Raw genomic sequence first — 25,851 nt, forward strand, 5'->3', positions numbered from 1 at the left:
ATTCAATTACAGGCCCTATTGTATCCTTGCTAGAACTAAAACAAAACGTCAATCTTTTATAAACCAGTAGCTTTGATAGTCTCGTGCTGTAATAACAGTCACAGTCTCTTCGTAAAACTCCACCGTAATTTGCCCGTGTTGCCCAGTAACATACTGCAAGGCATTAATGTTTCTGTAACGCTCAACAACTTCAGTTTTAGGAAATTGCCACTGCCCTTTGTAAGCACTTGGGTGAATAACAATCTGTGGCATAACTGCAGTAATAAATTTCTTACTTGATGACGTACTACTACCGTGATGAGGACTTAGTAACACTGTACTTTTTAAACTATCGCTAAGGTTTATCAGTTGCGACTCTCTATTTTTTGAAATATCGCCTGTAAATAGAACGCTGTGCTCTTTATCTGAAACCTTTATTACGCACGACTCATCATTTTCATTACCATACAAGGGAGTTGGGAAACTTTTAATTTTTAGCCCAGCCATGTTTACTTCTTTTTGAATACACCCCTTTGAGGGTCCATTAGGGTGAAATTCATTAAATGAAAACTTTAAACCTGCGCCGATAAAATGAGATAAACCACCGGAATGGTCATTATCAAGGTGACTAACTACAGAATGAGTCACTGCAATATTATTTATATCAATAAAAGGTAACAAAATACTTTTAGCACGGCTAAAACGATTAAAGTAACTAGGTCCAAAATCATAAATAAACCCTTTATCATCTTTTTCAATAAGAGCCATAAGACCGTGCCCAACATCGAATACATGTAATTTCCATGTAGGCTTATCAGCAAGTAAATAATCAATATAGAGCATGGCTAAAGGTAAAAAAGCGAGCCGCCTATATGGCGAAAAATAAAAAATTAAAAGAGTAAGATAAGCATAAATAATGACACTTAGACCAATAATTCCTATGTTTAGCCAACCAAAACCTGCTGGTAATTTATTTAAACAGGTAAAAATAAAAGCTAGACCGCTATCGATAAAAATAATAACCATACTAATATCAAATACGGCACTTATAGCCGTTAATAAAATTAAACAAGGCATTAAAATAAATGAAAGAAATGGAATTGCGACTAAGTTTATGACTAAGCCAGCAACACTCACGCCATTAAAAACGTAAAAAGACAGAGGCAGTAAACCAATAAATAGTGCAGCCTGAATAGTAATTAATGCAAAAGGTACCTTTAGAAATGAATTGGTAAAGTGAGGTACATTTTTAATAACTAAAAAAATAACCACGACTGCAAAAAATGAAAAATATAATCCAGGATTAAGGGTATTGAACGGATTAACAACGAGTACAATAACAAGCGCAAACAAAATACTGCGCCATCTCATTAGCTGCCTTTGAAAATAATATAGAAGTAAATAACAGCCAAGCATTATTAGTGCACGAGTCGCTGAAACCAAAAAGTTACTTAAATAGACATAAACAAACGCTGATACAAAACCAATCGCACTGTAAGCAATTGAAAAATTAATCGTTTGATTATTAAACAACTTAACGTGGATAAATACCCACTTTGTAATGAAGAAACCAAAACCGAACACCAACCCAATGTGTAAGCCTGAAATAGCAAGTAAATGGCTTAAACCCAGTGATTGCATCAGCTGCTTATCACTCGGTGTCATTAACGTCTTATCCCCTGTTAATAAAGCATAGTAAAGCCAATTTAGTGTTGTATTTTCGTATGTATTTTTAATGAAGCTTTTATAACTTTGAACACTATTTTGTTCTGAAGTGCTTTTGATTTTTAATTCTTTATTAAGAACTTTGCCTTTAAAGAAAATTCGCTGCTTAAATGCATACAGTTCGTTATCAAATACATTAAAGTTCTTATTACTTCTAAATTTTTTTAAATTAACACTTGCCACAAAACGATCATTAGCACGCAATGGCTGATCTAAATTAACGCTTAACATCGCGCTAGGTGCACTCAAATTAGAATAGTATTTTCCATCAATACGCACTAATTTTGCTTTGACATATTGGGGAGCTTTGTTTGAGATGACTTCTTGTATTACAACTTCGACTGGATATGCGTACTTTTCATCATTAATTATGTGCTCAAAGTTATAAAAAATATGATAATGCGCTATAACGATACAAATTCCACAAATAAAGCCTAACAATAAAGACAAAAACGGCTTAAAATAAGCGCCTATTATTACAATGGACACTGTAATAATAATAAATTCGAGAGTTTCGTAATAAAACACGGTTGAAATACAGCCAATTACAAAACCAAGACTGATCCACACTGATGTAAATGGTTGCTTTAAATGGCTAAGAAAACTATCCAAAGATTTTTACCCGATCCGAATAAAATTAGACATCACAAATCGTTAAAAATTTTTGGTAAGCTTTTGCAAGATGCAAATCTTTGGCACTTAAACAGACGTTCTGCTCGAGGAGCCTTTGCAGTTGGTTTATTTTTTGCTTTCATCCCTGTTCCCTTTCAGATGGTTTTAGCCGCAGCGACTGCTATTTTATTTAGAGTTAACTTACCTATCTCAGCAACACTTGTTTGGCTTACTAATCCTTTAACCATGCCACCTATTTTTTATGGGTCTTACCTCGTTGGCACTCTTGTTTTAAATCAACCAGAACAACACTTTGCTTTTGAGCTTAACTGGGCTTGGTTTGAACAGAGTATCGAAACCATTGGCCCTGCATTCTTAGTTGGCTCGCTTGTATGCGCCTCTATAGCATCAATCATAGGCTATTTTGGCATTGATATTTTATGGCGCCGCTCTGTTGTAAAGGCAAGAGCTGCACGCAAATAATATCGATCCTTTGAATAGTATAGACGAAAAAAAACCCAGCTAGAAAGCTGGGTTTTTTATTCAAAAATATTTAAAAACGAAATATGCGTCGAATACCAATTAATGGTAATAGAAATAACGCTAACCAAGAGGTACTGGCTGAACTTCTTTCAAAAAATTCGGCCTCTGGCGGTGCGCAATCTTCAATTTCACCATTTTCTAATGGTGTTAATTTAACTGCGACAGCGACGGTTTCAAATTCAATATTACCGTTAATATCGGTCACTACACCACCAAGTGTGTCACGCTTTTCTACTGTTTTGGTGGCAACACCAAACACTTCGTTATTCTCATTAATAACATTAGCTTCAACAACTGTGTATTGGTAATCAGTTTCACCATCTGATTCATAACATGGTAAAAAGTCATTAATGTTAGTTATTTTATCTTCACCAATTTTATAAATAAATGCGGCTTTATCTCGTGAACTGTCCGATCCACCTAATTCACTCTCACCAACAATATAACCTTGATTATTGATATCGTTAGCAGTCGAGTTTGCTGCTAAAAAGAAGTTTGTAGGGTAAACAGTGTTACCAGTAGCGATATCATGATAAAAGAATTTTCTTACCCGAGTGTTTTCAACTATTCGAGTTACATAACCAGCAATAATATTTTCATCATTTATTGCTGAAGAAATCCCTGTCTGATTAGAGTCATTTTCTTGGTCAATATAAGTAACAACTTCGCCATCTTTGAAGTACACAGGCATTGTAACAAATGTATTATCATTATTTTTATAACGTGTATGTGAGGAGCCTACTGCAACACCATTTGCATTTACTGCAAAAGCAGTACTGGTAAATGTGTCTTCTTCCACTTCATCTTCATCTGGAGTTAAAGCTAACCCAAGTTCTTCTACAGAAGTAATATTAAGGGAATCATCCAACTGCCACTTGACAGCTCGCTTGTTAAAAATTCCGCCAAGAAAATTGCTATTTAATAGATTAATACAAGAAGAAACAGGTTCATCTTCGCCATCGCAATTTTCATCAATATCTTCTAATCTTTCAAAGTTAATATCCGTTGACACATTGCCTACAACAATATAACCAGTATTAGTTTTAACAATATCATTGGCTCGGCTTGTACCCCCGTATTCATTGAATTCAGGAACAAGAGGAACTTCTGTGCCATCAGCACCTATTACAATTCCTCGTTCGATAAAATCATGAGTAAACCAAGTCTCAGCTTCATCTTCATCCTCTGGTGTGAAAGAAACTTTGTCATAGGGTGCACTACCCCAACCAACTGAAACTCCATCTTCGCTCACAGCGTTGTAAACGTTAAAAGTGGAACGAGTTAAACCATCATAGTCTACTGAAGAAACATCATAAAGAGACTGTTCAACAACTTCATTTTCGTTAAATCTAATACCGGTAAACGAATTTAGTTTTTGATATTCAAAATTAGTCGATAAACCAGATAAAAATCTAACCATAAAGTTATGCGCATCAGGATTAGTCAAAGCTGCATCATTATTCTCTATATCATCAAGTGTAAAAGTAATTACTTTATCACTTAGTTCGAAAATTGAAACTTCGCTGTCATAAGCATTCTCGATTGTATTATCTGTAAAATCAATATAACTGGTATCTATGGGTAAGTTATATAATCCATTTGCTAAACCAATTATGTGCCCGCTTTCACTTGCATCAGTAACGTAAGAAAATTTTGCATTATCGAGTGTGCCTAATTCACTTAATTGATATGTTGCACTAATAGCTGATGTACTCAATGTCGCTAGGATACTGGCAGCGAGTAATTTATATTTCATTTTAGTCCTTACTACTGATTCTGTAATTCTTCAAGTTCTTCCCATCGCTCAAAAGCGGCTTCAAGGTCAGACTCAAGTTGTGCTAAATGGTTCAATGCTTTGGTTGTTATGTCACTGTCTTGTTTAAAAAAGTCAGGATCGCCTACCACATTTTGCTGGGCTTCTACGTCAGCTTCAAGTTGCTCCATTTTATTAGGCAACTGCTCTAATTCAAGTTTTAATTTGTAAGAAAGCTTATTCGTTTTAGCGACTGGCTTTGCAGCAGGGGTCGGTTGCTTCTCTACTTTTTTTGCAGCTGGTTGAACAGCTTGTTTTTCTTGTTCTGCTAAATAACTTACATAAGCTTCATAGTCACTATAACCGCCGACTATATCCGTTACTTTTCCGTTACCTTCAAATGCCCATACACTAGAGCATGTATTATCGATAAATTCACGGTCATGGCTTACAATAATCACTGTACCTTGATACTGATTAATAATGTCTTCTAACAGCTCAAGTGTTTCAATGTCTAAATCATTGGTTGGCTCATCCAATACCAGGATATTCGATGGTTTTAAAAATAGCTTAGCAAGTAATAATCGGTTTTTTTCGCCGCCAGATAAGGCCTTAACGGGTGTTCTAGCGCGCGCAGGTGGAAACAAAAAGTCTTGTAAATAACCTAATACATGACGAGAGCGCCCACCCATCATGACTTCTTGCTTACCTTCTGCAACATTGTCTTGTACTGTTGCTTCTTCGTCTAACTTTTCACGGTATTGATCAAAGTAAGCAAATTCTAGATTAACACCCTGCTTAGTTTCACCGCTGTCAGGTGCTAAGTCACCAAACATTAGTTTTAATAGAGTTGTTTTACCCACACCATTAGGACCGACTAAACCGATACGGTCGCCACGCATAACTAAAGTAGAAAAATCGCTTACAATCGTTTTCTCTTTAAAAGCATGAGATAAATGCTTAGCTTCAAAAACTAATTTACCTGAGCGGTCTGCAGTTTCAATATTGAAATCTGTTTTACCAACTTGATCAACTCGTTGCTTGCGCTCATTACGTAATTGTTTTAATTCACGAACACGGCCTTCATTACGAGTTCTTCGGGCTTTTACGCCCTGACGGATCCACGCTTCTTCTTCAGCTAATCGTTTATCAAAGAGTGCATTTTGACTTTCTTCTACTTTTAAGTCATGCGCTTTTTGTTCTAGATAAGTGGCGTAGTCACCTGGATATGAAATAAGTTTGCCGCGGTCTAAATCCAAAATACGTGTAGCAATTGCACGAATAAACGCACGATCGTGAGATATAAATACAATCCCACCTTTAAAGTCTTTTAAGAACTGCTCTAACCACATCACACTTGTCATATCTAAGTGGTTTGTTGGTTCGTCTAATAGCAACAAGTCTGGCTCACTAACTAATGCACGTGCCAGTGCAACCTTACGTAACCATCCACCTGAAAGCGATTCAAGTTTCGCATCAGGTGACAGCTCAAGCTTAGTTAATACTAATTGAATACGGCTATCGAAGCGCCAGCCATCAGCGGCTTCTAGCTTATTAGATAAGCGCTCAAGTTTATTTAATAATTGATCGGTACATTCAGTTTGCAGTTCATTACTCACATGGTGATAATCGATAAGTAAATTAGCAATTTCTGGCATACCTTGGGCAACATAATCAAATACGGTACCGCTGGCCCCTTTAGGTGGATCTTGTTCAAGACGAGAGATCTTTAAACCACCGAGCTGGTTTATTTCACCATCATCCAATATTACTTGGCCGTCTAATACTTTTAACAGCGTTGATTTACCTGCGCCGTTACGCCCCACAATACAAACTCGCTCACCACTTTCAATAACAGCATCTGCGTTGTTAAGTAACGCATGTGTACCAAAGGCAAGCTGTGCTTTCGAAATTCTTATTAAATCCATAATTCTACAATGCTCTTAATCTGCCAGTGCTAAAAATATTTGCACTTGTTCTGCAGTAAAAGGCCAAAACAATTGTTGGCCATGTTCATTTTTTAAAACAGGAATACTTACCTGATATTGCGCAATAAGCTGTTTGTCAGTCATTATGTCTGTTAACAATAAACTGCCTTCGCTCATTAATAACGGTGTTATTAGTGCGTGGGCTTGTTCACATAAATGACACCCTTCCGTATGGTATAAAGTCCACTTAGCCATGAGTAATTAACCAGCTGTTATGAATTTTTTTATTACGCTTAAAGTCTGGTGAGAGTGTTTTCTCAGAAATATTAACGGCTTTTAAACCTAAACCAATCAATCCAACTTCATCCATAACAAAGCCACGTTTGTTGTTAGAAAAAATCAATGTTCCAGACGGGCTAAGAATTTTTTTAACCCAAGTAAGTAACTTAATGTGATCGCTCTGAACATCAAACGCATCTTTCATTCGCTTTGAATTTGAAAATGTTGGCGGATCAAGAAAGATTAAATCATATTGCGCAGTCGCATGCTCTAGCCATTTAAGGCAATCTGCTTGCTCAAAACGGTAACGCGTATTGCTAATATTATTTAAATCAAAATTATCTTGGCCCCATTTCAAATAGGTCTTGGATAAATCAACTGTGGTTATAGCCTTTGCTCCACCAATAGCTGCATGAACTGATGCACTTCCTGTGTAGGCAAATAAATTTAAAAAACGTTTGTCCTTGGCATTTTCTTGAATGTAGCGACGAACTAAACGATGATCTAAAAATAACCCCGTGTCTAAATAATCAAATAAATTGACTTTAAACTTAGCACCAAATTCTTCAACAACCATCGTTCTATTTTGCTTAGCCATAGGGGTGTATTGCTCTTCACCTTTTTGCTTTTTGCGAACTTTTACAGCTATGTTTTCAGGTGCTATGTTTAGTTGTTGCGCTGTTAAGCTAATGACGTCCTGAAGGCGCTTATCAGATACTTTTTCATCTATTTCTTTTGGTGCAGCGTACTCAAAAATTACAGCGCTATCGTTATATACATCAACCGCTACATTGTATTCTGGAATATCAGCATCATAAACGCGATACGCGTCGACTTTGTTTTGCTTTAACCAATTTTTAAGACCTTGTTTATTTTTTTTAAGACGGTTAGCAAACGACATTGAACCTTCATAATTAAGGGCTTTTTTGTCATCAGTCGTCAAACTAACTTGCTTGTCATCTAGTTGATATAAGTTAAGCTCTACATCTAATGGACCATTTTTCAATTTATAACGTTTTAATTTAACAAGCTTTAAAAGTTTAAATAAACTCTCATCCATGCCCAATAACGCCAGTTTCCAATGGTTAAAATGCTTTTTAAAGCCAACACCTAAATTACGGTGTAAATCAACTAACTCAGCCATAGAGCCAATACGTTCACCATAAGGCAAATTTGAAATAACCACACCTGGTAATTTAGCTACTGCGGTTAACTTGGTTGCGTCGCTTTGCTTAAATTTAATTATGTCATCAAGCTCTGCACGCTTTGCATTATCAATGGCTTTACTTAATACCTGAGCATCGTAGTCGTGGCCTATTAGCCAAAGTTTCGGATCGGTTATATTCGCAAGTAGTTCTTCTTTTAGCGCTTTAAATTTTGCCACTCTAAAACTAGGTAAACGTTCAAAAGCAAAACCTTCACGAAACAAACCTGGCGCTTCATTACGTGCCATACCTGCGGCTTCTATTAAAATAGTACCCGCACCACAACAAGGGTCAAACAGAGGTTGTTTAACGTTATCTAGCCATCCGCTGCGTTTAATAATTGCAGCCGCTAAATGCTCTTTTATTGGCGCTTTACCTTGTCCCTGTCGGTACCCACGTTCAGATAGCCTTGGTCCTGAGTAGTCAATGTATAAAGAAACACCGTGACGATTTAAACGTGCAACAACACGAACATTGGCATCCTGTTTATCAACATTAGGGCGTTGCTCATACAAATCATTAAAGTAGTCAACAATAGCATCTTTAATTACTAAACCTGAAAACTGTGTATTCTTTAACGAATCATTAGTACCGTTAAAATCTACAGCAAATGTTTGTGTTGGGCCAAACCATTCTTGCCAAGGTTGAAAACGAGCAAATTTATACAAGCTATCTTTATCATCAACGCCTTCTTTTTCTTCGATAAGCATAAGCACACGAGTTGCAAAACGGCTTGATAAACAAACCTTTTGCGCTAGTAATGAGTCAGCCTCAAAACGAACAGAACCAACAGTTTGCTTAGACACAGCAGCGCCAAGTTCTGTTAACTCATCAACCAATAAATTTTCGATTCCGATAGAAGTAAGTGCGATAAATTGCAAAGTAGTAACCCTTAATAGCTAATTGCGCAGGATTATACCATAGGTTGAGGGACAAACACGCCATAACACATGCTTAATAGCGTAAATTACTTAGGCAGTTTTAAATTTAATTTGCTGAGTTAAGATAGGATGAACACGATTATTTAAAATTTTGATAACTTCAAATTGAGCAAGAGATAAATTTTCGTCTAATTGAAAATTCTCGCTTAAATTTAAGCAAACAGAGGCATCACTACAGTGATCGACAATCAAAAAGTCGCCCGTTTGCGCCTTAGAGACTAATTTAACGACTGCTTCAACACTTGGTTGGCTGCCGGTATATTCATTAAAAAACCAGCTTTTTGCTAGCACAGGTTTTAAATGAAACTTTACCGCTGTAGCATTTAATGCTATTTGACATATTTTTGCACCAGACCAGATTTCAAACCCGTCCAGATAATTATAAACTTGTTCGTAAAATGCAGCATCTTCTAAACTAAAGTTAGGGTTTTTGATAACTAAATCTGTTAGCTGCCTTATTTTATAAGGTGTGCAAAGCTGCATTTCATCGTTCAAATCAAGTAATAAACGATTTTTATTAGGACAAGCAATCCACTGCCATTGCTTTGATGCTTGTAACATTTGCTCCTCCTTGTGGGCTTTATTAAAAACAGTATCAGTCCAAAGTATAACTGCTTTTGACCATTTTATACATAAATGCTTAGAACATTTATCGAACGATCAAAAGCTTAGATAACTGATCCTTATAAGCCGTTAACGATCGATTTTACCAATTCAGGGCCTTTATAAATAAAACCTGTATAAACTTGGACTAAACTAGCACCCGCATTAAGCTTCTCTTTAGCTGAATTAGCATCATCAATTCCGCCAACACCAATAATAGGTAACTGGCCTTTTGTTAATCGTCTTAATTCACTTACTACTTCTGTAGAGCGTGTTCTTACAGGGTGTCCTGATAAACCACCCGCCTCCTCAGCATACTGCTGACCGATCACATCACTTCGTTCTAGTGTTGTATTAGTTGCAATTACCCCGTCAATTTTATTGTTTAGCAGTGATTCACTGACCTGTTCGATTTGAATAGGATCAAGATCCGGCGCAATTTTAACAAGCATAGGAACTTGCTTATTATGTTTTGAAATTAAATCTAGCTGCTCATTTTTAAGACTTTGCAATAAATCATCAAGTGCAGCACCGTATTGTAAATCTCTCAGGCCGGGTGTGTTTGGTGAAGAAATATTCACGGTAATATAAGAGGCATGCTCAAAAACTTTTCTCATACAATGTATGTAATCGTCTTTACCTTGCTCATTAGGGGTATCTTTATTTTTACCTATATTAATACCTAATATGCCGTTGTAATTTGCTGCTTTTACATTACTAATTAAATTATCAACACCTTTATTATTAAAGCCCATACGATTAATAATAGCGTTTGACTCTGGCAATCTAAATATACGGGGTTTATCGTTACCTGCTTGCGGGCGAGGTGTAACAGTACCCACCTCTATAAAACCAAAACCCATTTGGCTAAATGCATCTATGCACTCTGCATTTTTATCTAAACCTGCAGCTAAGCCAACCGGATTTTTAAATTCAAGACCTAAAAAGTTAACGGGCTTATTTGCTACAGATTGCGACCATGCGGCACTCAAAGGCGTATTAGCAAAGCGGCTTAAATTATTAAGAGCAAATTCATGTGCCCACTCCGCATCACGGGTAAACATAAAACGGCGAGCTAAATCGTAAAACATGAATATATTCCTCTTTAAATTACAGACAAAAAAATACCTCAGTCAAGGCTGAGGTATTATATAACATTTTTAATAATTAGCTTATTACTTAGTTAATAAATAATAATGCGCGTAATTATTTTATTTTGCTGGTGTATCACAATTGTGACTCAATAGCATTAGTTCACGCAATGCCACTGAGAACTTGGCAAAATCATGACTTTGCGACGTTTTAAATTCAGCCAGCATTTGCTTCCAACGAGTAAGTAATAACTCTTGCTTATCCATCCACTCATCAATTTGGTAATCAACGTCTTTTTCATCCGCTTCAAAGCTATTTAAAACAACCTGAGCCAATGTTCGTTGCTGCCAATCTAACTCTTCACGATAAGATGAACGGGCCAACGCTTGCCAATGGTTAGCAACAGGTTGGTTAGTTATTTGATCTAAGAACCAATGTAAGCCCATTCTTGCACCAAGCTTAAAGTAAGTATTAGACACCATAGCAATGCCTCTACGCGAATTATTAGCAATTTCTGCTAAGTCCATCACCGAGAACAAGCTAGATAATGAAACAATGCGCTTAGCTATATCTAATGGTACTCCACTATCTGTTAACTTAGTTGCAGCTTCATCTATGCGAGCACTTTCCTTTTCAACAATATAAGTGTTCAAGTTATCGCTCAAATCACTAAATGTTGGTGAGAAGTACTCAATACCTTGCTCAATCGTTTGTGATTTATTGCGATGACGCAAGAACCATCGAGTTGCTCTGCGAACAGTTCTACGAAGTTGGTAAAGCATTTCTGTCTGTACTGCCGCTGGAATTTTATTATCTAAAGCGCTGATTGATGACCACGTATCACGCATTTCAAAAATTTCACTGGCAATTGAGTAACACATCGCAATTTCTGCTTCGCTTGCACCTGTTTCTTCGTGCATACGAACCATGAAATTTAAGCCCATGTCATTAACAATATTATTAGCAAGTTTAGTCGCTATAATTTCTTTACGAAGTGGGTGATTGTTCATTGCATCATTAAATTTCTCACGTAGTGGACGTGGGAATGATTTAACTAGTAACTGACGATAATATGGATTCTCAGTAATATCATCCGTTACAAGCGAATCTTTTAACACCATTTTAGCGTATGAAACTAACACTGAAAGCTCTGGACGCGTTAGATCTTTGCCTGATGCTGCTCGCTCTGCTAACTCTTCATCACTCGGAATAAACTCTATCGCACGGTCTAATTTGCCATCTTTCTCAAGAGCATGAATAAAGCGAATTTTTTCCTTAAGTGTCGATGTACCACGAGATTGCGTGATTGAAATTGTATGTGTTTGACGATAACAGTCTTTTAATACCAATTCTGATACTTCATCAGTCATAGAATAAAGCAGTTCATCACGCTGCTTAAGTGTTAAATCACCTTCAGCAACTAAACCATTAAGTAAAATTTTAATATTTACTTCATTATCTGAACAAGCAACGCCGCCAACGTTATCAATAAAGTCAGTATTTACGCGTCCGCCTTGTTCAGCAAATTCTATGCGTCCAAGTTGCGTAGCACCTAGGTTACCACCCTCACCTAGTACTTTAGCACCCAATTCTTTACCGTTTATACGTAGCGCGTCGTTTGCACGGTCGCCTACGTCAGCATCGGTCTCTTTTGTATGCTTAATGTATGTACCAATACCACCATTCCAAAGTAAATCAAATTCCATCATTAATGATGCTTTCATCAACTCATTTGGTGTCATGCTTGCTTTTTTAGTACCCAGCATTTTTTTCATTTCTGGGCTAAGGGTAATCGATTTTGCAGCACGAGAGAAAATACCACCGCCGGCTGAAATAAGGTCTTTGTTGTAGTCTTCCCACGAAGAACGAGGCATATTAAATAAACGTTCACGCTCTACATACGATTTTGAGGCATCAGGATTAGGGTCTACAAATATATGCATATGGTTAAATGCAACTTGTAAACGAATGTGCTTAGACAGCAACATGCCATTACCAAATACGTCTCCAGCCATATCGCCAATTGCAACTACTGTAAAATCAGTACTTTGACAGTCAATATCCATCTCACGGAAGTGACGCTTAACAGACTCCCATGCACCTTTAGCGGTTATGCCCATTTTTTTATGGTCGTAACCTACAGAACCACCCGATGCAAAGGCATCACCAAGCCAAAAGTTGTACTCATTTGCAATACCGTTAGCTATATCAGAAAACGTTGCTGTTCCTTTATCAGCAGCCACTACTAAATACGCATCATCTTCATCATGACGAACAACATTACTTGCTGGCACTATTTCACCACGTGCAATATTGTCAGTGATATCTAATAAACCTCTAATAAAGATTTTATAACACTCTTGGCCTTCTTTAATAAAAGCATCGCGCTCTGATGGTAGCTGCTTACATACAAATCCACCTTTAGAGCCAACGGGTACAATTACGGTATTTTTAACTTGTTGCGCTTTAACTAAGCCCAAAACCTCTGTTCGGAAATCTTCACGACGGTCTGACCAACGTAGTCCACCGCGAGCTACCTTACCAAAGCGTAAATGTACGCCTTCAACACGAGGCGAATAAACAAATATTTCAAAAGCAGGTAACGGTAACGGTACGTCAGGGATCAAACTAGGTTGTATTTTAAATGATACGTAAGATTTAAACTGGTTCTGAGCGTCTTTTTGGTAGTAGTTAGTGCGCAGCGTAGCCACAATCATATCTACGTATAAACGTATAATGCGGTCATCATCAAGATTGGCTACGTTTTCAAGCTCAAGGTAAATTTGTGCTATTAACTTGTCCAGTGTTTTAGAACTCGCAGGGCTCTTAACAGAAAAACGTTTAGCGAATAAGTTAACGATTTGAGACGCAATATGTGGGTAGTTAGCAAACGTACTTTCAATATATGTTTGAGAAAAAGTAACACCAATTTGGCGCATGTATTTAGCATAAGCACGCAAAATAGAGGCTTCACGACCCGTTAAGCCGCCCATTAGCACTAAACGGTTAAAACCGTCATTTTCTAAACGGTTATTCCATACATTGGTTAAAGCCGCACGAAAACGAGCAGACACCTTATCAAAATCATCCATCCCTTTACTGTCAATCAGCATAGAGAAATCCATAATCCAGTTAATTCGGCCATCACTAGTTTTAACCGAGTAAGGTGTTTCACCTATTACACGTAAACCAAAGTTTTCTAGCATTGGCATTACATCTGATAAATGAATTGGCTCATCTTTATGAAATAAGCTCAAACGAACAATATTTGTATTCGCCTCTTCTTGAGGGCGATAAAAAAGCATCTCAAGTTTATTTTCTTCACTTAATAGCTCAAGTTTTTCAATATCAACAACTGCGGCACTCGGTAACACTTCATCTTTGTATGAACGGGCGAACGCGTTACAATATTTACGATTTAAATCATTTCCACGCGCTTCACCTGCAGACTCTAAAAGCGCAGATTGTAGTTTGTCTTCCCAAGTACGGGCAGCTTCTATTAAATTATTTTCGATGTCTTTCACATTAAATTCGATATTGTTGTCAGTCACACGAACAGTGTAATGAGTACGTGCTAGTGTTGACTCGGAGAAGTAAGTGGTAAATTCGACTTTTTCGTCAGAATTAAATGCATTGCCTAAAATATCTTGAGTTTCCCTGCGCAGGGCTGTGTTGTAGCGCTCGCGAGGAACATAAACCATACAAGAGAAAAAACGACCATAGGCATCTTTTCGCACAAATAAGCGACACATATCACGCTCTTGCACTTGTAATACACCGGTTGCAACTTCAAGTAACTCATTTTCGCGTGCTTGTACTAACTCATCACGCGGGTAAGTTTCTAAAATATTTAATACCGCTTTGTAAGCGTGTGTGCCTTTTGCAAAATCACACATATCCATTATGCGAGTAATTTTGCTTTTTAAAACAGGAACATCAGCAGCACTATTATTATAAAAATTAGATGAAAATAAACCAATAAAACGGTCTTCACCAATAACATTCCCTTTATCATCAAAACGTTTTACACCAACGTAATCGATATAAGCGGGACGATGCACACGAGACTGTGAATTAGTTTTAGTTAAAATCAGTAAATTACTGCTGCGCGCTTCCTGGCGAGCCACCTCAGGTAACTCAGAAAGCAAGCGAGTATGCTCTTCAGTAGAGTTTTTTAACAACCCTAAACTTGTATCCATTTTACCTTTAAGCTGATAGTCCCCCTGAACAGGACTTAACTCGTATTCACGATAGCCCATAAGGGTGAAATTATCGCTAACTAGCCAATCTAAAAATTCAACGGTTTCTGCCACTTCACTTTTATTTTTGCCGTGGCGGCGCTTGGGTAGCTCTTTACTTACTTCAATTAGTTTTTTTCTTATTGGCTGCCAATCTTCAACAGCTACAGAGACATCAACAAGTACGGATTCTAATTCTTTTTTGAAAGACTCAATGGCAGACGAATCTGTTTGGCGGTCAATTTCTATGAAAAAAACTGTTTTTGTAGATGTAGATTCTTGCTCTGCTTTTAAATTAGATAAACCTGAGATTTTAGCGTTGTCGTCGCGTTGAATTTTAAGTGGGCTATGAAGTAATAAGTGAGAGGCGATATTTTCACGAGTCATGGCCATACGAACAGAATCAACTAAAAACGGCATATCTTTAGCAATAATTTCTACTATGGTATGTGATGACTGCCAGCCATCTTTTGCTACTTCGGGGTTGAAAACGCGAATAACGGCGTCGTCAGTAGTATTTTTTTCTAGCGAATTCCAAAGGCTGAGTGCAGCACCGTATAAGTCACTGTCGTTTCGATTTGCCAAATCCTCTTTAGACATATTGCTGTACAAGGCTTTGGCGAATTTCTCAACGAGTAACACATTATCAGCGTGAACTTTTTTCTGGATAAGCTTACAGACATTATCTAGGATAACCGAGGCTTGGCCTTCATTTCGTGTCATTGTATGTTCCTTAATCTATTACTGCTCAAGAGCAGGAATTTGTACAGCCATTTATTAGTGTGGAGTCAGATAAATTCTAACCCTTTTACAGCTAATAAACAGCTTTTTCGATGAAAACATTTCAAGCTTTTCAGCTATTTGGTCATCTATTCACAAATTATAGATATAAATGGCCAATAGTGGCCATTTAGGAGCAATATTATTCACATTATTTTTTCTGGTCGGTCCACAGAAGACTTCCAATTGCAGGTAATAACAGGACTGCACCTAACATATTTACTAAAAACATGAAGGTAAGAAGTATCCCCATATCAACTTGGAATTTCAAATCTGAAAAAATCCATGTGCTTACACCAATGGCAAGAGTAATACCGGTAAATAGTACCGCACTACCGCGTTCAATGAGTGCATTACGATAAGCAATCGACAATGGTACATTTTGTTTAAGCTGCCCCATCATCGACGAAAGTATATAAATACCGTAATCCACACCAATACCTACCCCTAGGGCAATAACAGGTAAAGTTGATACTGTTAAGCCAATTTCTAGCTGTACCATTAACGCTTGTGCAAGCGTTGATACTATATAAAGCGGTAATACCACAGCAATAGTCGCTTTTACGCTTCTAAAACTCAGTAAGCATAATGCAATAACAGCACCGTATACATATAACATCATTGGTATTTGAGCCTCGGACACCGACTCGTTTGTTGCGGCCATTACACCTACAGGACCAGACGCTAATTTAAAGGCAAGCTTTTCTGTCCCTTCTTCATTTGCAAACTGTTTTACGCTTGCAATAACGCGGTCGATAGTCTGCGCTTTATGATCATCTAAAAAGATAATGACAGGCATCACAGAACAATCACCGTTAAGTAAACCCGTGCTTGTTTCAACACGTGCAGTTGACTGCACTAATGAAGCCGAATTACGCGGCAAGCTCTGCCATTTTAAATTACCTTCGTTGTAACCCGCATTAACAGACTGAGCAACCGAACTTAAACTAACTGCAGATTGAACACCTGCAACATTTTCAACTTTGTATTGAAAACGGCTAATGCGCTCCATTACATCATACTCTGTACATGCTGCTGGGTAAGCTTCAACTATCACTTTTAAAATATCTGACGAAATAGTGTATCTGTCCGATATTAAAAAAGTATCCTGATTATAGCGAGCATCTTGATGAAGTGACGGAGCACCTGCATGCAAATCACCTATCCGCATTTTATCAGCTTGCCAGTAACCCAAAGCAAATAAAACAAGCGTAAAGCCAATAATGATTTTAGCTGCTTTAGGATCGGTTGCTTTTACCAATAAATCCCTAATTTTATCAAGCATATTTGGCTTGTTAGCGTCACCTGATTGAATATGAATGCTATTTTCAAATTGCATGTATGAAGCCCAAACAGGCAATAGAATTAAGTTAGTGAATATAATAACCGCAACACCTAAGCTAGCCGTAATCGCAAGCTCACGGATAATACCTATATCAATCGTCAACAAAGTTAAAAAGCCAACAGTGTCTGATAAAAGAGCAATACCACCTGGAATTAAAAGCGCTCTAAAACTTGATTGACAGCAAACTCGCGTACTTTTCCCTTCGCTTACTTTTTTACCTATCGCGTTTATCATTTGTACGCCATGGCTCACACCAATAGCAAATACTAAAAATGGAACTAATATCGACATTGGATCAAGTCCAAAGCCAAGGCTTGAAAGCAACCCTAACTGCCATGCAACCGCAATGATCGAGCATGCAATGGGTAAGATTGTAAGCTTTAAGCTTCCACAGAACAGCCAAACCATAATAAATGTGAAGGCTATGGCAATTGCAAAAAATAACACAACGCCTTTAGCCCCTTCTGCAATATCACCAGCCATCTTTGCAAAACCGATGATATGAATACTTACTTTATCGGTACTCAGAGGCTCTCTTAACTCTGATTCGAGCTTTTCTGCAAAGGCTAACGTGTCTAACTTTTCTTGCGTTTGTGGGTCAGTTTCTAATAATTGCGCTGTTACCATTGCACACGAATAGTCGCTTGCAATCATACGACCAACAACTTTTGCTTTTTCTATATTTTCTTTAACAACGGCTAAGCCACGTTCGTTTGCCTTAAAGTTTGCAGGAATAATTGGGCCACCGGCAAAACCATCCTCAACCACTTCGACAAATCGGGCGCTAGGAGCAAATATAGAGTTTACGAGCGGTCTGTTTACACCGGGTATAAAATAAAGCTGATCATGAACAGCTTTTAACTGAGTAAAAAATTCTGGATTGAATATGTTACCACTGTCATCACACACTGAAATTAAAATACTATTCGCACCACCAAACTGCTTTTCATGCTTGGTATACACTTTCATGTATTCGTGATTTAAAGGGATATTTTTATTAAATGAAGCATCTAGTTGAATGTGCGTGGCTTTAAAAATAAGCAAACAAGTAATAATTGCAAAACTTATAAGCACAACTAAGCGATGTCTAAAAATCGCTTTTTCTATAAAATCTAAAATAGTATGCATTAAGGGGTCAACTCCTTCACTTTAATGCCATCTTCAGTAGCCATTACCAATTTATTATTTTTAATCACACCGTCAAGTATCGCTTTACCATCGGCAAGTTGCTCATGAGTTAATAAACCATCCTGTAAGTGAAAAATCACCCCGCTATTTGCTAGCATTAACCACTGTTTGTTATTGTAATTAATAATGCTGTTTACAGTAGCAGCTTTAGTACTTTCAAGGTGAAGCCACTCTTCTTCATCACGCTGCTTGCTGAATACATTACCTCTAAGCCCTGCGACTACTTCTTGAGAATTATCTGAATTAAAAGCGAAGAAAGAACCTGGGTATATTTCTTCAAGACGCAGCCAAGTTTTACCGTTATCTGTGCTTCTCGCTAGTAAGCCCATCTCACCAACAAGCATTAAGCCTTCAGAAGTTTGTTCAATTCGATTAAAATGTGGCAGGATTGATGCTGTTTCGGCCTCGTATCCTTCAGGATCATTGTTTTTTAAGTCGTTTAAATAATCTCTGTCTTCACTGAATAATAGAGAATCTAAAAATCGTTTTTCCCACTGTTTACCACCATCGGTGGTATGGTAAAACATGCCATACGCACCTACGGCAAAGCCTTCTAATTTATCTTTAAATAAAATATCTAAACACGGCTTATCTAAAGAAGGCTTAGCCTGTTGTAATTGCCAATTATTACCACCATCAACAGTGTTAATAATTGTGGCATCGTGCCCACATGCCCAACCGTTGTTTTCATCACTAAAATCAACAGCGGTTAATAACACTTGCGTAGGCACTAATTCTGCTTGTTGCCACGTTTCACCATTTGTACTTTTTATAACTGTGCCATGTTTACCTACAGCAACTAATTCATTGCCTGTATTGATAATATCGGTTAATAGTGTTTTTTGTGCATTAGGCGCACTAATTGCGTTTTTTGGTGTATCTTGAGCAAAACTCGCACCGCTTATAATCAGGCTGGCACATACCAAATACTTCATAAATTTTAATCGCCTTGAACTGAAAGGAGTGTTTGTCTTTGTAAACGAGGAAAGTTTTTGCGTTGAAAGACAAACGCGATGAGAAAGGAAAAAGGCACCTTGCTTAAACTTAGGTGCCTAGTTTTAATTTATCTACCTGCGCGACGTAATGCGCTAGATGTAAATTCATTATCATTAAATGATTTTGAAAAATCGTACATTTTTTCTTGGTTATCTAATCCTATAGCTAAATAACGACGTGAATTCAAATCATGATAAACTTCTAATGTACTCCACTGAGTAGGTACTTCGTAGTAGTTAAGACCGTAAGCCATTGCTACACGGTAAAGCTGATCACGGTTATCGTAAATGTCTGTTACCGTTACTTGCCAGCTATCTTCATCTATATAAAACACACGTTTTTTATAAATGTGACGCGTATCATCTTTAAGGTTAGCCTCTACTACCCAAACACGGTGCTTTTCATAACGAGTATGCTCAGGATTGATGTGGCCAGGCTTTAAAATGTCATCATACTCTAGCTTGTCACTGTGGAGCTTGTAGCTATTATATGGAACATAAAGCTCTTGCTTACCTTTAAGCGTCCAGTTGTAACGGTTTGGTGAGCCATTGAACATATCAAAGTCATCAGTAGTACGTAAGCTATCTGCTGCAGTACCCGGTGCGTCATAAGCAACGTTTGGTGCACGGCGAACACGACGCTGACCAGAATTATATGTCCATGCTTGGCGTGGCGTTAATATTTGGTCCATTGTTTCATGTACTAGTAATGCAGTACCCGCAAGACGTGCCGGTTGAGTAACACTCTGTTTAAACTTAAACAATATGTTTGAGTCTTGCAGCTCGGCAGGTGTAGCACTTGGATCAGAATATTTAACAAGTAGCTGTTCATCAAAACCAACATAGTTGTAAGAACCTGATGCTGTAGGTGCAGCTTGTCCACCAAAACGTTCGATTGACTCACCTCTAAAACGTAATAAATGGTTCCAAATTGCTTCTAATCCTGTTTTAGGGATAGGAAATGGAATACCAATAGCCGTATTTTTAATTCCGTTTCCGCCTTCAATCAATTCGGCAGTAGGCGCAAACTCTTTAGTTGCATCATAAACAAACTGAGGATATGAGGCCGAACGGCGTGTCTCATACACTGGCATTTTGAATGTGTCTGGATACGCTTCAAACAAAGCAATTTGGCCTGGGCTCAAGTTAGCTTTATATTTATCGATGTTTGATTTATCAATAGTGAAAAGCACTTTATCACTTGAAAAAGGGTCTAGGTGATGCATGCCAACTTCGTACCCTGCAGGAGCTGCAGTAATACCATTGTTCCATGCTGGAATTGAGCCGTCAGCGTTACCTGCTTTTTCGGCGCCCATTGGCGTTAAATCTTGACCTAAACGCGCTACTTCTTCAGCTGATAGTTTTGCTAAAGTAGCATTACTTGCAAACAAGCTAGCAAAAGCTGCTGCAATGAGGGTAGGTTTTTTAAGCATAATAATGTTACCCCTAAATAGAATATTTTAAATTGAAAGAAACGTAATCGCGGTCTGAGAAGGTGTTTACACCACCACCGCCCCAAAATGAGTTGTAGCTCACGTCAAGTGACCATGCATTTTGGTAGTTAAAGTTCATAGTAGCACCTAATGACTTACGATCTTCAATGAACAAGAACATCGGATCAGGTGTGTTACCATTTACGTCATGTGAAAATACAAAGCGAGGTGAAAAGTTGATACCGTTGTAAAGGTTAAAATAGTCACCCTTAGCAATTAGTCGGTAACCCCATGATGAACCCGTTGCAAACGACTTTTCTTCAGGACCATTTGAAAGACCTAAATGCAACGTTGAGTAATCTGTTGTACCTGGGCCAGTGATAACACCACTTCGACCAGTACCTGACACATTTAAACGCATTTCATCGTAATCTGGCATATCGTGAATTTTAACGGCGCCCACTTCACCTACCACAGCCCAACTGTCAGCTCCTAATGACGGGCCAAATAAATGCGTTGCAGTAAACTGAATTTGTGAGGTATCACGTTCAATATAACCTTTTGCAACTTCACCTGGACCTACAGAACTGATTGCATCACCAATACTCATTTGCGAAATACCGGCAAAATCAGGACGAATACCAGCAACGGCTAGCTGTTCAGGCATTGCTGTGTAAAGTAATTCTACATCATCAATTTGCAGAGGCTCGTCTTGTCTAAAAGCAAATTCACCTGCAAACGCAGTCTCGCCAATAGTCGTATTAAAGCTCACACCATAAAGTTTTATATCTTCAGGGTATTCATTCTCAGCTTTAGAAAATGCAACTAAGTCAGCAACATTATCATCAGTGATTTCTGTTGTAGAAATCATTGCTAAATCTTGTGCAATGGCAGCTTGAGAAAAATTAGATACACGCCCTGAAATAAGAGGACGACGGCTGTGGTAATTTACGTGGTAAAGCGCAATTTCAGTGTCATTCCACTCGGGTAAAAATATGCCTAATCGTAAACCATATTGACCACCATCATCTGGTTCAGTTTTACCGTTACCACCTTTACCTTTAAGTGCAACCTTGGTTGGGTGCGCTAGGTACATATTAGCTAGTAGAGCTTGGCCTTCTGCACTTGTAGGATCAATCCCCTGAGCCGCAGCTACTTGAGCATAGGTTGCAGTTAAGTTATTTAAACTTTCAGTTAAAAATGCAACATCTATATCAGGGTTAGACGTAAAGCCTAGCTGAACGTTTTGTTGGTAACCATTTTCTGCAGCAAAATCATTGGTAGAAAAATAAGTACCAGCAGCTGGCAAGCGAGTCTCATGCCATTGGTACTGATAAAAACCTTCTAGGGTGATGTTATCAGTAATACCCAATGATGCCCAAAGCATACCAACAGGAATAAATGCTTCTTTAAGCTCAGCGCCTGGCGCTTTCAATCTATCGATATCTACAGGGTTAACATTTATACCATGAGATATAAGCGTGCTTTCACCCCAGTTAACAACTTGCTGACCAAGACGAACTGAAAGTGGGTTTTTGCCGTCGTTTAAGTCGAAATCAGCCCAAACAAATGCATCAAGTAGACGAATGTCTGCACAGCTCTGTTCTTTTGTATCTTCATCATCACAAGGATCTACTCTTTGACCTGATGTAGGGTTTGCATAGGCAAAGTCACCATCCATCAAAGCAAAGTCATAAAAGTACATAAAACGAGTAAATAGACCGTAGTTATCTTTGTTTATTGAAAGGTCATGTGTTCCCTTTAACAGTTTGGAGAAAGAATCACCGCTGTCAAAGTTAAGATTACCTGCGTCACCATTATTTGAATACGACCCAGGCTGTGCCCAAATATCTTGTGAAGAATAAACTGTATTTAGGGCTGGGTTGTAACCAGTCCAATCAAAAGCAGGGTTATTACTTTTACCTATTAAGCTAAAGTCTCTATCTTCTACACGAATACTTTGGCCGTAAGAAAAAGTTGAATCGAAGGTTATATCAAACCCTCCGGCGTCAAATGTTACAGCCTGTGAACTTGCTGTAGTTAGGGCTAAACTAGCGGCTGCTAAACCTATAGCGATTTTGTTTTTAACAAAAAGCGATCTTCTTATCATTGTGGTTCCCCCCTGTCGCGGGTCATATTGTGTGATCAAGTTATTGTTTTTAGTGTAATCGTAACGATAGAAGCGAATTGTATAAATTACAAATAGTCGCATTCAATCTGTCATATATATAGTGTGTCAGCTGACGTTTACGTATTGGTAAGACGTCATACCAGATAATTTATACACGTTATTTAACAATAGAACAAATTGAAATTAACAAAAAGACAATATTTTTATGGTTTTATAACATAAAAATAGCGCTCTAAGCCACTCGTTCAATACGAATAAATTTATTTTCAGGGGTGAGTAACATTCTAAAACGCCCTCTGACACCTAAACTTGTAACAAACGGTCTTAAATGATCGGCAGAAAACCGAATTGACTTTCCGCCCTCTTCAACCACTTGCACAGAACTATATCGACCGTGGTAGTAATCCATACAGTCGTTATAGCTCAATCTTAAATTAAAGTAATATTCAAGCATTTAATTAAGCGCTTTTTCAACCTTCTCGAATAAGTCGTCACTTAGTCCATCTATATTAAATAAACGTTCTAATTGCGTCTTCATAAGCGCTGAACGTGTTTTATCATAACGTTTCCAAGACATAAACGGTGTTAGCATTCTTGACGCATTTTGTGGATTTATTGCATTCAGCTTAACAAGTAAATCACCAAGCAATTCATATCCTTGCCCGTCAGCACGGTGAAATTGCTGAGTGTTAAAGTAGCTAAAACTCCCCACTAAAGCACGGACTCTATTGGGGTTAGAAAAATCAAAACTTGGGTGCTCATATAATGACTTAATATTAAAAATAGCATCTTCACCTGTTCGCATTGCTTGAAGCGCAAACCACTTATCCATAACAAGTACATCATGTCGCCATTGACTATCAAAGTGCGACAATAAATCATCACAAAGCGGATGAGAGGCTTTTACCACAGCGCTAAGTGCACCCAATACATTGGTCATATTTGACGAGCTAGCAGCTAACTTAATAAATTTATCTGTTTGTTTGCTCGGCACCTTTGCAAGATAATGCAGGCAAATTTGCTGTAGTGAGCGCACAGCAACCGCTTCGGCGCTTATGCTGCCATCGTCATGTAATGAACCAAAACATGCAATAAGCTCATCATTAAGGCTTGTGGCAATTTGTATTTCGAACTGTGCTACAACACGAATAATTTCATCAACAGGAATAATTTCAAATTCTGCGGCTAAAGTGTCAAAGCTAGGTAATTTTAATAACTCTGCAATTAACGCTAAATCGCCTTGTTTTGAAACAATTAAAACACGCAAGGCTTCAATTATCTCGTCACTTAATTGAAATTGTGTATCTGAGTTAATTGCTGCTTTTACCGCTTTTATAAACAATTGTTGCTGTGCATCCCAACGTGAAAAATCACTTCGTGCAAAACGCATAATATGCAAAAGCTCAAGCTCAGTTGTTTGTTGAGTTAGGATACACGGAGCAGAAAAGTCTTCTAACAACACGGCAACAGGTTTACAAGTCACATTCTCAAAAGTATAACTCTGCTTTTTATCGGTAACATCAAGCACATTACTAACTTTTAAACCTTTGTACTGTAATTCGATACTATTGCCCGATTCGTCCAACAACTCAATAGCAAACGGGATGTGCAACGGTTTGTTATCTGGCTGATTAATCGGTGCTTTTTGCTCTATGGTTAGTGTGTAAGTGTTTGAGGCACTGTCGTAATGCTCTATAGCATTCAAACGAGGTGTGCCCGCCTGACTATACCAACGCTTAAACTGCCCTAGATTAACACCCGATGCGTCACTCATAGCACTGACAAAGTCATCACAGGTAACTGCTTGGCCGTCATGACGTTTAAAGTAAAGCGCCATCCCTTTTTGAAAGTTAACCTCACCAAGCAAGGTGTGCATCATTCTTATTACTTCAGCACCCTTGTCGTATACTGTTACGGTATAAAAGTTATTCATTTCAATAACTTTTTCGGGTCGAATAGGATGCGCCATAGGCCCTGCGTCTTCACTGAACTGATGCGTACGCATCACCTTAACAGCATCAATGCGGTTGAGTGCACGCGATCCAAGATCACTACTAAATTCTTGGTCTCTAAATACAGTGAGTCCCTCTTTAAGTGATAACTGAAACCAATCTCTGCACGTAACACGATTACCAGTCCAATTGTGAAAGTATTCATGACCTACTATAGACTCAATAGTATGGTAATCTTTATCCGTTGCTGTTTCTTGATTGGCCAAAACACATTTACTGTTAAATATATTTAAGCCTTTGTTTTCCATTGCACCCATATTAAAGAAATCTACGGCTACAATCATGTATATATCAAGGTCATATTCTAAATTAAAACGCTCCTCATCCCATTGCATAGATTTTTTAAGTGATTGCATCGCATGCGGTGTTTTAGGCAAATTACCCTTATCTACAAATAATGCTAAATCAATTTTTCGGCCACTTTTAGTTGTATAGGTATCGTTTAATACATCAAAATCACCAGCAACTAATGCAAATAAATAGCTTGGTTTTTTAAATGGGTCTTGCCATTTAGAAAAATGACGGCCGTCAGGTGTCTCACCTTTGTCAATTTGGTTACCATTAGACAATAAATGCGTGTATCTTGAATCAGCAATAATAGTCACATCAAACGTAGACAACACATCAGGACGATCCATGTAATATGTTATCTTTCTGAAGCCCTGTGCCTCACACTGTGTACAATAGGCTCCACCAGATAAGTAAAGACCTTCTAAAGATGTATTTGTCTCAGGAGATATCTCGGTCACAATACGTAATTTACAACGTTCTGGTAAGTTATTAATAATTAGCTGTTCATCAACAACGCTATAATCTGTTATCTCAATCGCATCTATCGATAAGGACGTTAAACGTAAATCTATGCCATCTAGTATTAGAGGTGATTGATTATCACCAACACGCGTTAACGTCAGTACGCTTGTTACCGTTGTATTTGTAGGCTGAAGATCAAACGTTAAGTCTGTGTGGTCTATTAAAAAATTTGGTGCTTTATAGTCTTTGAGATATTGAGCTTGAGGTTTTTTTGAGTCGGTCATAATTACTCCAAAAAAAGCGCCTCTATATGAAG

15 protein-coding genes are annotated in these 25,851 nt (G+C 37.9%); 1 reads left to right on the top strand and 14 read right to left on the bottom strand.

From position 1 onward, the window contains the following. Positions 1 to 48: 48 nt before the first annotated feature. Entirely contained in the window at positions 49 to 2,316 is a 2,268-nt protein-coding gene (locus MTF67_RS14120) for a DNA internalization-related competence protein ComEC/Rec2 (RefSeq protein WP_248519885.1), read from the bottom strand. On the opposite strand from MTF67_RS14120, the gene MTF67_RS14125 reads away from it, so the two are divergent. Next, entirely contained in the window at positions 2,296 to 2,799 is a 504-nt protein-coding gene (locus MTF67_RS14125) for a DUF2062 domain-containing protein (RefSeq protein ID WP_006792805.1), read from the top strand. The genes MTF67_RS14120 and MTF67_RS14125 overlap by 21 nt on opposite strands. A 70-nt stretch (positions 2,800 to 2,869) precedes the next feature. On the opposite strand, the gene MTF67_RS14130 is transcribed toward MTF67_RS14125, so the two are convergent. From MTF67_RS14130 to pepN, 13 genes are all read right to left on the bottom strand, one after another. Next, positions 2,870 to 4,615, bottom strand: coding sequence for a DUF3466 family protein (locus MTF67_RS14130; RefSeq protein ID WP_248519886.1), 1,746 nt, complete (start codon positions 4,613 to 4,615; stop codon positions 2,870 to 2,872). A gap of 11 nt (positions 4,616 to 4,626) precedes the next feature. Beyond that, complete coding sequence (locus MTF67_RS14135; protein ID WP_248519887.1) at positions 4,627 to 6,540, bottom strand: ABC transporter ATP-binding protein; 1,914 nt, start codon at positions 6,538 to 6,540, stop codon at positions 4,627 to 4,629. Positions 6,541 to 6,555: 15 nt separating this feature from the next. Next, the gene (locus MTF67_RS14140; RefSeq protein ID WP_006792808.1) at positions 6,556 to 6,795 is read right to left on the bottom strand and encodes a glutaredoxin family protein; all 240 of its coding nucleotides are present in this window, start codon (positions 6,793 to 6,795) and stop codon (positions 6,556 to 6,558) included. After that, complete coding sequence (gene rlmKL, locus MTF67_RS14145) at positions 6,788 to 8,905, bottom strand: bifunctional 23S rRNA (guanine(2069)-N(7))-methyltransferase RlmK/23S rRNA (guanine(2445)-N(2))-methyltransferase RlmL (RefSeq protein ID WP_248519888.1); 2,118 nt, start codon at positions 8,903 to 8,905, stop codon at positions 6,788 to 6,790. The genes MTF67_RS14140 and rlmKL overlap by 8 nt, the downstream gene beginning before the upstream one ends. A 90-nt stretch (positions 8,906 to 8,995) precedes the next feature. Beyond that, on the bottom strand, positions 8,996 to 9,526 hold the full coding sequence (locus tag MTF67_RS14150; protein WP_248519889.1) for a cell division protein ZapC: 531 nt from the start codon (positions 9,524 to 9,526) through the stop codon (positions 8,996 to 8,998). Positions 9,527 to 9,648: 122 nt separating this feature from the next. Then, positions 9,649 to 10,659 carry a quinone-dependent dihydroorotate dehydrogenase gene (gene pyrD, locus MTF67_RS14155; protein WP_248519890.1) on the bottom strand — a complete coding sequence of 337 codons (1,011 nt, stop codon included), beginning with the start codon at positions 10,657 to 10,659 and terminating at the stop codon, positions 9,649 to 9,651. Positions 10,660 to 10,779: 120 nt separating this feature from the next. Further along, a complete protein-coding gene (locus MTF67_RS14160) occupies positions 10,780 to 15,621 on the bottom strand; it encodes an NAD-glutamate dehydrogenase (RefSeq protein WP_248519891.1) in 4,842 nt (1,613 codons plus the stop codon). A gap of 208 nt (positions 15,622 to 15,829) precedes the next feature. Further along, positions 15,830 to 18,151 carry an MMPL family transporter gene (locus MTF67_RS14165; RefSeq protein ID WP_039037092.1) on the bottom strand — a complete coding sequence of 774 codons (2,322 nt, stop codon included), beginning with the start codon at positions 18,149 to 18,151 and terminating at the stop codon, positions 15,830 to 15,832. Beyond that, on the bottom strand, positions 18,151 to 19,146 hold the full coding sequence (locus MTF67_RS14170) for a YCF48-related protein (protein ID WP_248519892.1): 996 nt from the start codon (positions 19,144 to 19,146) through the stop codon (positions 18,151 to 18,153). The genes MTF67_RS14165 and MTF67_RS14170 overlap by 1 nt, the downstream gene beginning before the upstream one ends. A gap of 128 nt (positions 19,147 to 19,274) precedes the next feature. Continuing rightward, complete coding sequence (locus tag MTF67_RS14175) at positions 19,275 to 20,639, bottom strand: DUF1329 domain-containing protein (protein WP_010556417.1); 1,365 nt, start codon at positions 20,637 to 20,639, stop codon at positions 19,275 to 19,277. 13 nt (positions 20,640 to 20,652) lie between these two features. Continuing rightward, positions 20,653 to 22,749 (bottom strand): DUF1302 domain-containing protein, encoded by a 2,097-nt coding sequence (locus MTF67_RS14180; RefSeq protein WP_248519893.1) that lies wholly within the window; start codon positions 22,747 to 22,749, stop codon positions 20,653 to 20,655. Positions 22,750 to 23,002: 253 nt separating this feature from the next. Next, positions 23,003 to 23,224 (bottom strand): DUF2835 domain-containing protein, encoded by a 222-nt coding sequence (locus MTF67_RS14185; protein ID WP_008127316.1) that lies wholly within the window; start codon positions 23,222 to 23,224, stop codon positions 23,003 to 23,005. Next, positions 23,225 to 25,819, bottom strand: a complete 2,595-nt coding sequence (pepN, locus tag MTF67_RS14190; protein ID WP_248519894.1) for an aminopeptidase N — start codon at positions 25,817 to 25,819, stop codon at positions 23,225 to 23,227. Positions 25,820 to 25,851: the final 32 nt, after the last annotated feature.

Source organism: Pseudoalteromonas sp. 2CM32C (assembly GCF_023161925.1).
Lineage (GTDB): Bacteria > Pseudomonadota > Gammaproteobacteria > Enterobacterales > Alteromonadaceae > Pseudoalteromonas > Pseudoalteromonas marina.